This window comes from Streptomyces sp. NBC_01013 (assembly GCF_045162765.1).
Classification (GTDB): Bacteria; Actinomycetota; Actinomycetes; order Streptomycetales; family Streptomycetaceae; genus Streptomyces.
Genome location: NZ_CP108687.1, coordinates 2,475,307 through 2,491,366 on the forward strand (window position 1 = coordinate 2,475,307; position 16,060 = coordinate 2,491,366).

Consider the following 16,060-nt stretch of genomic DNA (forward strand, 5'->3'; position numbering starts at 1 on the left):
GATGCCGGCAGCGTGCCCTTGTCAGGCGAGGCCGAGTTCCTGGTCGATGAACGCGAGGACGTCGTCGGCGGAGGCCTCGTCGAGCGAGTCCCGCACGGCGGCCACCCCCGTTTCGCCGCTCTGGAGGGTGGTCAGGGTGTCGAGGAGGGTCTGCAGCCGTGAGGTGATGCGGCTGCTGCGGATCTCCTCGATGTCCAGCGCCCCGATCAGTTCCTCGAACCGGTCGACCTCCGCGAGGATCGGCGTCGCCGTGTCGTCGCTGTCGGGGAAGAGCCGGGTGTGCAGGTGGTCCGCGAGCGCGGTGGGCGTGGCGTAGTCGAAGACCAGCGTCGCGGGCAGCTGGGTGCCGGTGGCGGCGGTCAGGGCCTGGCGCAGTTCCACGGCGGCGACGGAGTCGAAGCCGAGGTCCTCGAAAGCGCGTTGCGGGTCGAGTTGTGAGGGTGCGTCGTAGCCGAGCAGGGTGGCGACGCGGGTGCGTACGAGGTCGAGCAGCGCCCGCCCTCTCTCGGCGACGGAGAGCCCGGCGAGCCGTGCCATCAGGGCGTCCGCGCCGGAGGCGGCGGCGTCCGGCGTGGCGGAGAGGATCTCCGTCACGTCGTCGAGTGCGTCGAGCAGCGGGCGGGGACGGGCGAGCGTGTACGTGGGGGCGAAGCGGGCCCAGTCGAACTCCGCGACGACGAGATGGCTCTCGTCGTGCTCCAGGGCCTGCTTCAGGGCGCCGATGGCGAGGTGCGGGTCCATGGCGGGTGCGCCGATGCGCTCCATCACGGCGCTGAGTTCGTCGTCGACCATGCCGCCCTGCCAGGAGCTCCAGGCCACGGACGTGGCGGTGAGTCCGCGGGCGCGGCGGCGGTGCGCGAGGGCGTCGAGGTGGGCGTTGGCGGCGGCGTAGGCGGCCTGTCCTGCACTGCCCCAGACGGCGGCGCCGGAGGAGAAGAGCACGAAGGCGTCGAGGGGGCGGTCGCCGAGGAGGTCGTCGAGGTGCTGGGCGCCGGTGACCTTCGCGTGGCCGACGGCCGCGAACTCGTCGTCGGTCAGTTCGGTGAGGGGTGCCATGCGCTGCATGGCACCGGCGGCGTGCACGACGGTGGTCAGGGGCAGTTCCTCGGGTACGGCGTCGAGGACCCGGGCCAGTGCGGCGCGGTCGGTGACGTCGCACGCGGCGAGGGTCACCCTCGTCCCGGCTGCCTCCAGTTCGGCCGCCAGTTCGCGGGCGCCGGCGGCCGCGTCGCCGTGCCGGCTGAGGAGCAGCAGGTGCGGGACACCGTCGGCGGCGAGCATGCGGGCGACGTGGGCGCCGAGGCCGCCGGTGCCGCCGGTGATCAGTGCGGTGCCGTGCGACGGGCGGGCCCGGACCGGGGTGCGGTCGCCCAAGGGGGCGCGGACCAGGCGGCGGGCGAGGATGCCGTCGGCGCGCAGGGCCACCGCGTCCTCACCGGTGGCGCCCGAGAGCACGTCGCAGAGGCGGTGCAGGTCACCGGAGCCTGGTTCGGCCGGGAGGTCGACGGTGCCGCCCCAGGTGTCGGGGTGGTCGAGGGCGAGGCCGCCACCGAGGCCCCAGAGCTGGCTCTGTGCCGGGGCGGTCAGCTCGGCGGAGCGCGAGGTGGCGACGGCTGACTGCGTGGCGCACCAGAGCCGCGGGGCGTCCGGGGTGTCGGCGAGGGCCTGCACGAGGGTGACGGTGGTGGTGAGGCCACGGGTGAGATGGGGGTGTGCGGGTTCGGGGCGGTCGTCGAGGGCGAGCAGCGACAGGACGCCCGCGGCGGGCTGTGCGGAGAGCCGGGCGGCGAGGTCGGCGCGGCTCTGTCCGGGGACGGCTTCGATGACGTGGGGCGAGGCGCCGCGTTCGATGAGTGCGGCCAGGATCGCGGTGACCGTGGGGGTGTCGGCCTGTCCTTCGGCGACGGCGACGAGCCAGGGGGCGTCGAGCGCCGGGGCCGGGGCGGCCGCCGTGGTGACGGGCTGCCAGACGACGCGGTAGCGGAGGTTGTCGAGAGCGGCCCTCTCCTGGTGGAGACGGCGCCAGCGTGCCATCGCGGGCAGTACCTCGCCGAGTGCGGTCTCCGTGACCGAGAGCCGGTCGGCGAGTGCGGAGACGTCCTGCTGGTCGACGGCCTCCCAGAACGCGGCCCCTGCCGGGTCGGCGGCACTGTCCGTGGTGCCCTGGGTCTCGGGGCGCTCCAGCCAGTGGCTGCGGCGCTGGAAGGGGTAGGTGGGGAGAGGGACGTGATGGGCGCCCCGGCCCTCGAAGAGGCCGTTCCAGTCGACGGCGCCGCCGTGCGTGTGCGCCTGGGCCACGGCGGTGATCAGGGTGCGTTCCTCGTCGCGGGCGCGGCGCAGGACGGGGACGCACAGGGTCTCGTCGGCGGGCGTCAGACAGTCCGCCGCCATGGGGGTGAGTGCCGCGTCCGGGCCGATCTCGATGAGGACGCGGACCCCTTCGCCGTGCAGGGTGCGTACGCCGTCGCGGAAGCGGACGGCTTCCCGGACGTGGCGGACCCAGTAGTCGGCCGAGGTCAGTTCGTCGGGTCCGGCGAGCCGGCCCGTCACGTTGGAGACGACGGGCAGCATGGGCGCGTGATACGTCATCCGGGCGGCGACTTCCCGGAAGGCGTCGAGCATCGGCTCCATGAGCGGTGAGTGGAAGGCGTGCGACACGCTCAGCCGCTTCGTGCGGCGCCCCAGCGCGGCGAAGTGCTCCGCGACCGCGACCGTCTCCTTCTCCGGCCCCGACACCACCACGGCCGAGGGGCCGTTCACCGCCGCCAGTGCCACCCCCTCACCGAGCAACGGCGCCACCTCGTCCTCCGACGCGGCCACCGCCACCATCACCCCGCCTGCCGGGAGCGCCTGCATCAACCGGCCCCGCGCCACGACCAGTTCCGCGGCGTCCGTCAGCGACAGCACGCCCGACACGTGCGCGGCCGTGATCTCGCCGACCGAGTGGCCGACCAGGAAGTCCGGGCGCACGCCCCACGACTCCATCAGGCGGAACAGCGCCGTCTCGACCGCGAACAGACCGGCCTGGGCGAACATCGTCCCGTTCAGCAGGTCGGCGTCCTCACCCCACACCACCTCACGCAACGAACGCCCCAACCGGGCATCCAACTCCACCAGCACCGCATCGAACGCCGCCGCGAACACCGGGAACGTCCCGTACAGCTCACGGCCCATCCCCAACCGCTGCGCACCCTGACCCGTGAACAGGAACGCGGTCAGCCCCTCCTCGGAGGAACCCGCCGAGGTCACGACATCCGTGCTCTCCCGGCCCGCCACCAGATCGGACAACGCCCGTACCACCGCCTCACGATCCGCGGCCAGCACCACCGCACGGTGATCCAGCACCGCACGCGTCGTCGCCAGCGAATAGCCCAGATCCGGCAGGGACTCGTCCGGGTGCGCCTCGACGTGCGCGAGGAGGCGGCCCGCCTGTGCGGTGAGGGCGTCGGGGGTCTTGGCGGAGAGCGGCAGCGGGATCAGTGAGGACGTCACCGTGGGCGGGGCTTCCGGTTCGCCCTCCTCGGTCTCCGGTGCCTCCTCGAGGATGACGTGGGCGTTGGTTCCGCTGAGGCCGAAGGCGGAGACGGCGGCGCGGCGGGGGCGTCCGCGGTCGGGCCAGGCGATGGCGTCGGTGAGCAGGGAGATGTTGCCCGTGCTCCAGTCGACGTTCGGCGTCGGACCGTCCACGTGCAGGGTCCGGGGCAGGACGCCGTGGCGCATGGCCTGCACCATCTTGATGATTCCGCCGACACCCGCGGCGGCCTGGGCGTGCCCGATGTTCGACTTGACCGAGCCGAGCCACAGCGGCTGGTCGGCGGGGCGGCCCTGGCCGTACGTGGCGAGCAGGGCCTGCGCCTCGATCGGGTCGCCGAGCGTGGTGCCGGTCCCGTGCGCCTCGACCGCGTCGACCTGGTCGGCGGTGAGCTGGGCGGCTGCGAGGGCCTGGTGGATGAGCCGTTGCTGGGCGGGGCCGTTGGGGGCGGTCAGGCCGTTGCTGGCCCCGTCGGAGTTGACGGCGCTGCCCCGGACGACGGCGAGCACACGGTGGCCGTTGCGCCGGGCTTCGCTGAGCCGTTCGACCACGAGCATGCCGACGCCTTCGCCCCAGCCGGTGCCGTCGGCCGCCGCGGCGAAGGATTTGCAGCGGCCGTCGGGGGCGAGGCCGCGTTCCTGGCTGAACCCGACGAAGGAGGTGGGTGTGGCCATCACGGTGACACCGCCGACCAGGGCCAGATCGCACTCGCCCGTACGCAGCGACTTGACCGCCCAGTCGAGGGCGACGAGGGAGGAGGAACAGGCGGTGTCGACGGTGACGGCCGGGCCCTGGAGCCCGAGGGTGTAGGAGACACGACCGGAGGCGACGCTGGCCAGGCCGCCGGTGCCACCGTCGGTGGCGTAGTCGTGGTAGACGACGCCGGCGAACACGCCGGTGAGGGAGCCCTTGAGGGAGAGCGGGTCCACCCCGGCGTGCTCCAGCGCCTCCCACGACGTCTCCAGCAGCAGCCGCTGCTGGGGATCGGTCTCGCGGGCGTCCTTGGGGCTCATCCTGAAGAAGTCGGCGTCGAACCGGTCGGCCTCGTGAAGGAATCCCCCCTCGCGGGCGTATGTGTGTCCGGGCGTGGCGGGTTCGGGGTCGTACAGCCCGTCCACGTCCCAGCCGCGGTTGACCGGAAAGGTCGTGATGCCGTCCCGGCCCTCGGCCACGAGGTCCCACAGCTGGTCGGGGGAGGTCACGCCGCCGGGATAGCGGCAGCTCATGCCGATGATCGCCATCGGCTCGTGTTCCCTGGCCTCGGCTTCCCGCAGACGGCGCTTGACCTGCCGCAGGTCGGCCGTGGCCCGCTGGAGGTAGTCGCGAAGCTTGTCCTGGGTTGCCATCTGTACCTCAACCAATCTCGGTGCGGGTGTCGGCCGTGCCGGCGGAACCGGTGCCGTGACCGGCGGTGGTGTGCGCGACGGGGCGGAGCGTGTCAGTGGTGGGCGCGGTGCCGGGGCGGGGCGCCGACGGGTCCGACGGTCCTGTCGGGCGCGGCTCCGGTCGGTCCGACGGGCCTGGGGATGGGGGCACTAGAGGAGTCCGATCTCCTGGTCCAGCACGTCGAACAGCTCGTCGTCGGTGACCGAGTCGAGTGCGTCGTCCTCGTCCCCGGGGCTGCCGGCGCCGATGCCGTGGGTGTCGTGCCAGCGACGCAGCAGTGCTTCCAGCCGGGAGGTGATGCGCGGGCGGTCCCCGGCGTCGGCCCGTAGGGCGGTGAGGCTCGCGTCGAGCTGGTCGAGCATCCCCAGCAGGGTCTCGGATTCATCCGGTTCGTCGGACCCGTCCCCGATCAGTCCGGCGAGGTGGGCCGCGACGGCGCGGGAGTCCGGGTGGTCGAAGACGAGGCTGGCGGGAAGGCTGAGACCGGTCGCGCTGCCGAGCCGGCGGCGCAGTTCGACGGCTGCCAGTGAGTCGAAACCGAGGTCCTGGAAGGCCCGGTCGGCGCCGACTGCCTCGGGCGTGGGGTGACCGAGCAGGGTGGCCACGTGCGAGCGGACCAGCTCCAGCAGGATGCGGCCCCGTTCGTCCTCGCTCCGTCCGGCGAGGCGTCGGTGCAGGTCGGCTGCGGCGGACAGGCCGGTGCCCGGACGGGTCCCGAGGCGGCCGTGGGTGCGGACCAGTGTGCCGAGTACGGGTGGCAGGTGGCCGTCAAGGGAGCGCAGGGCGCCCTGGTCGGGGTGGAGGGCGAGCAGGCAGGAGTGGGCCCGGGTGCGCAGCGCGTCGTCGATCAGTGCCGTGGTGCGCTCGGTGGTCAGCGGCAGGAGCCCGGTGCCCGCTTCGCGTGGGCCGTGCTCGTCCGCGGGATCGGTGGTGGCGTCCCCCGGGGTGAGTGCGAGGGCCGTGGCGGGGAGGCCGAGGGTGTGCCGGTGCCGGGCGAGGGCGTCCAGGAAGGTGTGGGCGGCAGCGTTGTGGGCCGCCCCGGCTCCATGGACGAGGCCGTGGGTCGAGGTGAGCAGGACGAAGGCCGACAGGCCGAGTCCGGCGGTGAGTTCGTGCAGGTTCCAGGCGGTGTCTGCGTGGTGGCGCAGTACCTCGTCCAGCAGGTGCGGGGTACGTTCGCCGATCGGTGCGTTCTCCCCGGCGGGGCCCGTGTGGACGACGGCGGTGAGCGGCCGGTCGTCGGGGAGGCCGGCCAGCAGGGCGGCGAGGGCGTCGCGGTCGGCGGGGTCGCAGTCGCTGACGACCAGTTCGGCGCCGGTGCCTGCGGTGAGCGCCTCGGTCGCTGCGGGTGCGGCCCCGCCGACCGCGACGACGAGGACGCGGTCCGCGCCGTGTGCGGTGACGAGGTGGCGGACCGACGCGGTGCCCGCTGCGGAGAGTCCGCCGGTGACGAGCACCGTGCCCCCGGACGGGGACAGCGCCGCGTCGGCGCCCACTTCCGCCGGGACCAGTTTCGGGACGAGTACGGTGCCGCCGCGTACGGCGAGTTCGTCGGCGCCGGTGGCGAGCGCGTCCGGCAGCGCGGCCGCCGAGGCCTCGAGCCCGTCCAGGTCGGCGAGGACGAACCGTCCGGGGTGTTCGCTCTGTGCCGCCCGGACGAGGCCCCATACGGCCGCGTGCCGGACGTCGGGCGCCTCCTCCCCCGCCGCGACGGCGTGCCGGGTGACGACGACCAGCCTGGCCGTTCCCCCGTCCGCCGCGTGGCGGAGGAATTCCTCCAGGTGCGCCAGCACTTCGGCGGTGTGGGTCCGCACGGCGTCCGGTACGGCGCCGGCCGGGGCCGGCAGGGGCAGCAGGACGAAGTCCGGTACGTCCTCGTCAAGAGCGTCGCGCGGGTCGAAGGCCGGGAAGGGGAGGCCGGTACGCGGGTCGTCGAGGGGTCCGGCGGCGGCGAGCACGGCGGTCCTGGATCCGAGGTCGGCGATGTCGACGGGCGCGGGTGCCCACTCCAGCCGGTACAGCGCGCCCGAGGGGGCGCCCGTGCTCAGTTCGGCGGGGGTGACGGGCTTCCACGCGACGTCCTCGGCCGTCAGTACGGGCCGTCCCTGGCCGTCCGCGATGTCGAACGACGCGCGGTCGGGGCCGGTCGGCCTGACCCGTATCCGCAGTTCGGTGGCGCCGGCGCGGTGCACCTGCACGCCGGTCCAGGACGCGGGGCTCAGGGGCGCGTCGCCGTCCGGCACCTCGCCGGCGGGCAGGGCTCCGAAGCGGGCCAGCTGGACGGCGCCGTCGAGCAGGGCCGGGTGCAGCGCACACTGCTCGCGGGCCGAGTTCTCGTCGAGTACGGCCTCGGCGAAGAGTTCGTCCCCGCGCCGCCATGCGGCGTCGAGGGTACGGAAGGCCGGGCCGTGTCCGTGGCCGAGGGCGAACAGACGGTCGTACAGGCTGCCCGGGTCCACCGGGGCGGCGCCGGGCGGCGGCCAGGCCGCCGCTTCCCCGGCCGGCTCCACGGCGGCGGGCGGGGCGAGGATGCCCCGGGCGTGCCGGACCCAGGCCGCGTCGTCGTCTCCCGACGGCGCACCCTTGGTCCTGGAGTGGATGTCGACCGTGCGACGGCCGTCCTCCGCGGGCGCTCCGACGGTGACGCGCAGCTCGGCGCCGGGGCCGGCCGCGAGCGGCAGCTGCGCCGTCACGCTCAGCTCGTCCAGGCGGGGGCAGCCCGCCTCCGTCCCGGCGCTCAGGGCCAGGTCGGCGAAAGCGGCTGCGGGCAGGACGGGGGTCCCGAGCAGGTCGTGGTCGTCGAGCCAGGGCACTTCGGAACGGTTCAGCCGGCCGGTCAGGAGGGCGCCGCCGCCCGGGAGCGTCACGAGCGCGCCGAGCAGCGGGTGTTCCGTCGCGCCGAGTCCGGCGGCGGCGAGGTCGGCCCCGCTCCGTTCGGGCAGCGCCCAGAACGGCTCACGGCGGAACGCGTACGTCGGCAGGTCGATGCGGTGCGCTCCGCTCCCGGCGAAGAACTCGGCCCAGTCGACCGGAACATGGCGCACGTGGGCGAGCGAGAGGGCGCCCACGATGTCCGCTGCCTCGTCGCGGTCGCGGCGGGAGAGCGGCAGGAACGCGGCGGTGCTCGTGTCGGGCAGGCAGGCGGGGCCGAGGGCGGAGAGTGCCGCGTCCGGGCCGAGCTCCAGGTACGTGGTGACACCCGCCTCGTCCAGGGTGCGCACGGCGTCGGCGAACCGTACGGCTTCCCGTACGTGCCTGACCCAGTGCTCGGGATCGGCGAGCTCGGCGGCCGTCACCGCGCGTCCGGTCAGGGTGGAGACGAGCGGAACGGACGGCTCGGCCACCGTCATCCCGGCGGCGGCGCGCGCGAAGTCGGCCAGCATGGGTTCCATCAGCGGCGAGTGGAAGGCGTGCGACACCCGCAGCGGTTTGGCCGAGCGGCCCAGCGCCGCGAAGTGGTCCGTCACGGCCCGTACGGCGGCGGCCGTGCCCGACACGACGACGGATTCGGGGCCGTTGACGGCGGCGACGGCGACATCGCCGTTGAGCAGCGGTGCCACCTCTTCCTCGCTCGCCCGCAGCGCTGCCATGGCCCCGCCCTCCGGCAGCGCCTGCATCAGCAGGCCGCGCGCGGCGACCAGGCGTGCGGCGTCCGGGAGCGACAGGGCCCCGGAGACATGGGCGGCGACCAGTTCACCGATGGAGTGGCCGGCCAGGAAGTCGGGGCGCACGCCCCAGGACTCCAGCAGCCGGAACTGGGCCACCTCGAAGGCGAACAGTGCGGCCTGCGTGTACCCGGTGCGGTTCAGGGCGGCTTCGTCCTCGCGCACGACGGCGGCGAGCGGCCGGTCGAGGTGGAGGTCGAGCGCGGCGACGGCATCGTCGAAGGCCTGCGCGAAGACCGGGTGGGTGCGGCGGAGTCGCTCGCCCATGCCGAGGCGTTGGGCGCCCTGGCCGGAGAAGAGGAACGCGGTCGGTCCGCCGCCGGTGCGTCCGGTGTCCTGCGCGGTCACGAGCGCGGCGGGGGATCCGCCCTCCGCGAGCACGGCCAGGTCGCGCAGGGCCTGCGCGCGGTCGGTGACCAGGAGCGCGGCGCGCTGTTCCAGGGGGGTGCGGGTGGTCGCCAGGGAGTGGGCGACGTCGAGTGCGGACGCGCCGGGCCGGGCCTCCAGGTGGGCCAGCAGCCGTCCGGCCTGACGGGCCAGCCCCTCGGGGTCGCGTGACGACAGGAGCCACGGCACGGGGGCGGTGTACTCGGAGGCGGCGGCCTCGGGTGTGGTCTCGCCCCCGGTCTCCGCCGCGGCACGGCGATCGGCCACCGGCGCCTCGATGATCACGTGGGCGTTGGTGCCGCTGATACCGAACGAGGAGATCCCGGCGCGGCGCGGACGGTCCGCTTCCGGCCACGGCCGCGACATCGTCAGAAGGGCGACGTCACCCGTCTCCCAGTCGACCTGGGGCGAGGGCTCGTCGAGGTGGAGGGAGGCCGGCAGGACGCCGTGCCGCATCGCTTCGACCATCTTGATCACTCCGGCGATGCCGGCGGCGGCCTGGGCGTGCCCGATGTTCGACTTGATCGAGCCGAGGTAGAGCGGCCTGCCCTCGACGCGGTCCTGACCGTAGGTGGCGAGCAGGGCCTGCGCCTCGATGGGGTCGCCGAGCGTGGTCCCGGTGCCATGGGCCTCGACGGCGTCCACGTCGGCTGCGCCGAGTCCCGCGTTCGCGAGGGCCTGCCGGATGACGCGCTGCTGGGACGGCCCGTTGGGGGCCATGAGCCCGTTACTGGCACCGTCCTGGTTGACGGCGCTGCCGCGCAGGACGGCCAGGACCGGATGACCGTTCCGGCGGGCGTCGGAGAGCCGCTCGATCACGAGCACGCCCGCGCCCTCGGACCACGCGGCGCCGTCGGCGGCCGAGGAGAACGAGCGGCACCGGCCGTCGCGGGACAGCCCGCGCTGCCGGGCGAACTCGATGAACGTCTCAGGGGTCGACATGACGGTCACTCCGCCGACCAGGGCCAGCCCGCACTCACCCGACCGCACGGCCTGGGCGGCCAGGTGCAGCGCGACCAGGGACGACGAGCACGCGGTGTCGACGGCCAACGAGGGCCCTTCGAGACCGAAGGTGTACGAGACGCGGCCGGGGCCCAGCGATCCGGCAGCGCTGTTGCCCGCATAGTCGTGGTACATCGTGCCGGTGAAGACGCCGGTCGAGGTGCCCCTGAGGGAGAGCGGATCGATCGTCGCCCGCTCCATCGCCTCCCACGCCACCTCCAGCATCAGCCGGTGCTGCGGGTCGCTGGTCAGTGCGTCGTTCGGGCTGATCCCGAAGAAGCCGGGGTCGAAGTCGGCGGCGTCGTGCAGGAATCCGCCGTGGCGCACGTAGCAGGTGCCGGGCCGCGTGGACTCCGGGTCGTAGAGCCGCTCCAGGTCCCAGCCCCGGTTGGCCGGGAACTCGGTGATGGCGTCGACACCGTCGTCGACGAGCCGCCACAGGTCTTCGGGCGAGCGCACCCCGCCCGGGTAGCGGCAGGCCATGGAGACGATGACCACGGGGTCGTCGTCGGCGGACGGCGCGGCGACCGTGGCGGCGGCGGCGGTGCTGTCGCCCGCGAGCAGGGTGTCCAGATGTCCGGCGACGGCGCGGGCGTTGGGGTGGTCGAAGACGAGGGTGGCGGGCAGCCTCAGCCCGGTCGCGGAGGCGAGCTGGTTGCGCAGCTCCATCGCGGTCAGGGAGTCGAACCCGATCTCGGTGAAGGCCCGGTCGGGCTCCACGTCGGCCGCCGACCCGTGGCCGAGTACGGAGGCCACCTGGGCCCGTACGAGGTCGAGCAGCGCGCGCATGCGCTCCTTGGGCGCCAGAGCGGCCAGGCCGGACCGGGGCTGCCGGGCGGGCGCGGCGGAAGTGGCACGCGCCTTGCGGTGCACCAGGCCGGACAGGATCGGCGACGGTGGCTCCGCCGCCCGCAGCGTCCTGAGGTCGAGGCGGACCGGGAGGACCAGCGCGTCGTCCGACTGCCCGGCCTCGTCCAGCAGGGCCAGGGCGTGGGCGGGCACGAGGGGTTCCACACCGGAGCGGCTCATGCGTCGCAGATCGGTGCCGTCCAGCCCGCTCGCCATGCCGTCGCCGTCGGCCCACAGCCCCCATGCGAGCGACTGCCCCGGCCGGCCGAGCCCCTTCCGCAGGACGGCGAGGGCGTCCAGGAAGGCGTTGCCGGCCGCGTAGTTGGCCTGCCCCGGATTGCCGAGGACGCCCGCGACGGACGAGAAGAGAACGAAAGCGGACAGGTCCAGATCGGCCGTCAGCTCGTGCAGGTTCCACGCCGCGTCGATCTTCGGCCGCAGTACGCGGGCCAGTTGGCCGGCGGTGAGCGAGCCGAGGGTGGCATCCTCCAGCACCCCCGCGCAGTGGACGACCGCTGTCGGCGGGTGCGCGGTCAGCAGGGCGCGGACGGCCTCCCGGTCGGCGAGGTCGCACGCCGCGACGGTGACCTCGGCTCCCAGGCCCACCAGTTCGGCACGCAGTTCGTCGGCCCCCGGTGCGTCGGACCCGCGGCGGCCCGTGAGCACCAGCCGCCGGACACCGTGCTCGGTGACGAGGTGACGGGCGACGAGGGCGCCGAGCGTGCCCGTACCTCCGGTGACCAGCACGGTGGCGTCGCCGCCACCGAACGGGGAGCGTTCCGTCGTGTCCCGTACCGGCGGGACACGGACCAGCCGGGGCACCCACACACCGCTTTCACGGACCGCCGATTCGGGCTCGCCGGAGGCGACCAGTGCGGCGACGTCCAAGGGGACGACGGTGTGGGTGTCCGTGTCGCCTGCGATGTCGGTGAGCAGGATGCGCCCGGGATTCTCGGTCTGAGCCGACCGCACCAGACCGGCGACGGCCGCAGCCGCCGGATGCGCGAGCGTCTCGTCCGGCAGGGCGACCGCGCCCCGGGTGACCACGAGCAGCCTGCTGCCGGCGAACCGCTCGTCCGTCAGCCACTCCTGTACGACACCGAGGGCGCCGGCGGTCAGCTCGTGGGCCCCGGTCACCATGTCACCGACGGGCGGCGGGCATTCCCAGACCAGGACGGCCGTGTCGGGCACGGGTCCGCAGTTGCGGTCGTCCCACCGCACGGTGACGGCCTCGGGGGCGGCGGTCGGCGTGAGCAGCGTCCATCGCACGCCGTACAGGGCACCGCGCTGCGCCGTCCCCGCGGTGGCCGCGACGGACACCGGCCGGGTGACGAGGGCGCCCACGGAGAACACGGGGCGTCCTTCGGTGTCCGCGCCGTCCACGGTGACGCTCTCGGCACCCGCTGGTGCGATCCTCACCCGGAGCCGGGCTGCGCCCGTGGCGTGGAGACGGACGCGCTTCCACGCGAAGGGAAGCTGCGCAGTGCCCTCGGTGCCGGACATCGCGTCGGACTCGTCGAGGAGCGAGGCGTGCAGTGCGGCATCGAGCAGGGCGGGGTGCAGGCCGTAGTGCTCGGCGTCCGGGGCCGCCCCCTCGGGCAGGGCCACCTCCGCGAAGATCTCGCCGTCGCGCCGCCAGACCGCGTCAAGCCCCTGGAACGCCGGTCCGTAGCCGTACCCCTGCTCGGCCAACCTGTCGTACACGTCGCCCAGTTCCACGGGCAAGGCGCCCACCGGCGGCCAGACGGCGGCGTCGAAGACCGGTGCCGACGCGTCCGGGAGCAGCACACCGTCGGCGTGCAGGGTCCACGGTGCGTCGCCCGCGCCGCCGTCCTCGTCCCGCGCGTGCACGGTGACGCTCCTGGCGCCTGTGCCGTCGTCGGCCCCCACCAGGACCCTGACCTGGACACCGCCGCGGGGCGGCAGCACCAGGGGGGCCTGAAGGGTCAGCTCGTCGAGCACGTCGCATCCGACCTGCGCGCCGGCGCAGAGCGCCAGCTCCACCAGCCCCGTCCCGGGGAACAGGACGGACGCGCCCATCCGGTGGTCGGCAAGCCACGGCTGACTGTCGAGCGACAGCCGGCCCGTGAGCACGGGCCCGTCCGTTCCGGGAAGGGTGACGGCGGCTCCGAGCAGGGGGTGACCGGGCCGGTCCAGCCCCAGCGAGCTCGCGTCGAGTCCGCCGAGTTCCGCTTCCATCCAGTACCGCTCGCGCTGGAAGGCGTACGTCGGCAGATCGACGCGACGAGCACCCGAACCCTCGAAGAACCGCGACCAGTCCACCGGGACACCCGCCACATGCAGGTGACCCAGCGCCGCCACAGCCGCGCCCACCTCGGGACGGCCCTTACGCACCACCGGAACGAAGACGGCCGCCGATTCGGCGTCCACCGACTGCTGCGCCATCCCGCTCAGCACACCATCCGGACCCACCTCCACAAACGACGTCACACCCCGCGACACCACGAACGACACCGCATCCGCGAACCGCACCGCCTCACGCACATGCCGCACCCAGTACTCCGCCGAACCCCAACCCTCCAACAGATCACCCGACACACCCGACACCACCGGAACCGACGGAACACCGAACAACAACCCGGCCACCACCGCACCGAACTCCGCCAGCATCGGCTCCATCAACGGCGAGTGGAACGCATGCGACACCCGCAACACACTCGTCCTGCGGTCCTGCGCCTCGAACGTCGCAACCAGTTCACGAACCGCCACCTCCGCACCCGAGACGACCACGGAACGCGGACCGTTGACCGCCGCGATCCCCACCACGTCATTCAGCAGGGGAAGCACCTCAGCCTCCGACGCCTCGATCGCCACCATCGAGCCGCCGGCAGGAAGCGCCTGCATCAACCGGCCCCGCGCCACCACCAGTTCAGCCGCATCCGCCAACGACAACGCACCCGACACATGCGCAGCCGCGATCTCACCGACCGAATGGCCGACCAGGAAGTCCGGGCGCACACCCCACGACTCCACCAGCCGGAACAACGCCGTCTCCACCGCGAACAACCCGGCCTGGGCGAACTTCGTCCCGTTCAGCAGGTCGGCGTCCTCACCCCACACCACCTCACGCAACGAACGCCCCAACCGGGCATCCAACTCCACCAGCACCGCATCGAACGCCGCCGCGAACACCGGGAACGCCGCATACAACTCCCGGCCCATCCCCAACCGCTGCGCACCCTGACCCGTGAACAGGAACGCGACCTTGCCCGCCGGCCGCACCGATCCCCGCACCACCGAGGCCCCGACACCACCGTCCGCCAGTGCGGTCAGACCCCGCACCAGCTCCTCACGGCCCGACGCCGCGACCACCGCACGATGCTCCAGCACCGCACGCGACACCACCGACGAGAAACCCACATCCAGCAGTGAGGACGAAGCCCCGATCTGCCCCAGCAGCTTCCCGGCCTGCGCCGACAGCCCCGCCTCACTCCGCGCGGACAGCACCACCGGCACGACCGGAAGCTCAACCGCACCAACCACCTCCGGCTCCTCCACCACCGGAGCCTGCTCCACGATCACATGCGCGTTCGTCCCACTCAGACCGAACGACGACACACCCACACGCCTCGGACGATCCCGCACAGGCCACGCACGCGACTCCGTCAACAGCTCCACCGCACCCGCAGCCCAGTCCACCTGCGGCGTCGGCACATCCACATGCAACGTCTTCGGCAGCACACCATGCCGAATCGCCTGCACCGCCTTGATCACACCACCCACACCCGCAGCCGCCTGGGTGTGGCCCAGGTTCGACTTCAGCGAGCCGAGCCACAGCGGGTCGTTGTCGGCCCGCCCCTGCCCGTACGTCGCCAGCAACGCCTGCGCCTCGATCGGGTCGCCCAACCGGGTCCCCGTCCCGTGCGCCTCCACCAGGTCCACGTCCGTGGCGGTCAGCCCTGCGCCCTCCAGCGCCGCACGGATCACCCGCTGCTGCGACGGGCCGTTGGGAGCCGTCATGCTGCTGGAAGCGCCGTCCTGGTTGATCGCGCTGCCCCGGACGACGGCAAGCACCGGGTGTCCGTTCCGCTGGGCGTCCGAGAGCCGTTCCAGCATGAGGACGCCGACGCCCTCCGAGCAGCCGGTGCCGTCGGCGTCGGCCGCGAAGGACTTGCAGCGGCCGTCCGCCGCCATGCCGCGCTGGTGGCTGAAGTAGAGGAACATGTCCGGTGTCGTCATCACCGTCACGCCACCGACCAGCGCCATCGAGCACTCGTCGGACCGCAGCGCCTGGGCTCCGAGGTGCAGGGCGACGAGCGACGACGAGCACGCCGTGTCCACCGTGACCGACGGGCCTTCGAGGCCAAGTGTGTAGGAGACACGTCCGGAGACGAGGCTGCCACCGGTCGTGGCGGCGGCCTCGGTGCCCAGGGCGTAGTCGTGGTACATCAGGCCGGCGAAGACGCCGGTCCGGCTGCCCTTCAGGGAGAGGGGATCGATCCCCGCACTCTCCACCGCCTCCCAGGACGCCTCCAGCAACAACCGCTGCTGCGGATCCATCCCCAACGCCTCACGCGGCGAGATCCCGAACACCCCGGCATCGAAATCAGCCGCGTCATACAGGAAACCACCCTCACGCGTCACCGTACGATTCGGCTTCCCCGGCTCCGGATCGTAAAGCCCCTCCACATCCCAACCACGGTCCACCGGAAACTCCGACACACCGTCCCGGCCCTCCACCACCAGATCCCACAACTCATCCGGAGAACCCACCCCACCCGGATAACGACACGCCATCCCCACGATCGCGATCGGCTCGCCGCTGGACTTGCGTTCAGCGGCTGCGAGCCTTTTACGCATGTCGCGCAAGTCGGCTGTCGCCCGGCGCAGATACTCGAGAAGTTTTTCCTCGTTACTCACCGAGCATGCCCTCCTGTGTCATGACGTTCAGCGGACCGCGGACCCGAGCGAATGGCGGAATGAAGAGAATGAAGAGTGGGGCCACTCGGAAAATTACGGTGCCGACGGACCTGTTGCCCACCCCTTAGTCGTGCCCGGGGTCCCCACAATCGGGCCCCTGCCCCGACCCCGGTAACCCCAGAGCCGGGTGGAGCCACCGGGTCGTCCCGGTGGGCGGCGCACCGTTGACCGGGGTGCCGGCCGACCGCCCCCACCTGCGCGGGAGGGCGCGGCCACGCGCGGCGTGCGCCGCGCCGGCAGCGGATGGCGGCTTCGGTGCGGCGCCTTCATAGGGGCAGGTAGGGGTACTGGTCCGGGC

Annotated in this window: 2 protein-coding genes; both read right to left on the reverse strand. The window is 73.3% G+C overall.

Annotation, left to right across the window (positions count from 1 at the left end; genetic code table 11):
• Positions 1-21 precede the first annotated feature (21 nt).
• A complete protein-coding gene (locus OG538_RS10445; RefSeq protein ID WP_406092337.1) occupies positions 22-4,878 on the reverse strand; it encodes a type I polyketide synthase in 4,857 nt (1,618 codons plus the stop codon).
• 189 nt (positions 4,879-5,067) lie between these two features.
• Positions 5,068-15,702, reverse strand: a complete 10,635-nt coding sequence (locus tag OG538_RS10450; protein WP_406092339.1) for an SDR family NAD(P)-dependent oxidoreductase — start codon at positions 15,700-15,702, stop codon at positions 5,068-5,070.
• Positions 15,703-16,060 lie beyond the last annotated feature (358 nt).

What these genes read in the sequence shown, in the direction of transcription:
- OG538_RS10445 (WP_406092337.1), bottom strand. Translation starts at nt 4,878, where the DNA reads ATGGCAACCCAGGACAAGCTTCGCGACTACCTCCAGCGGGCCACGGCC.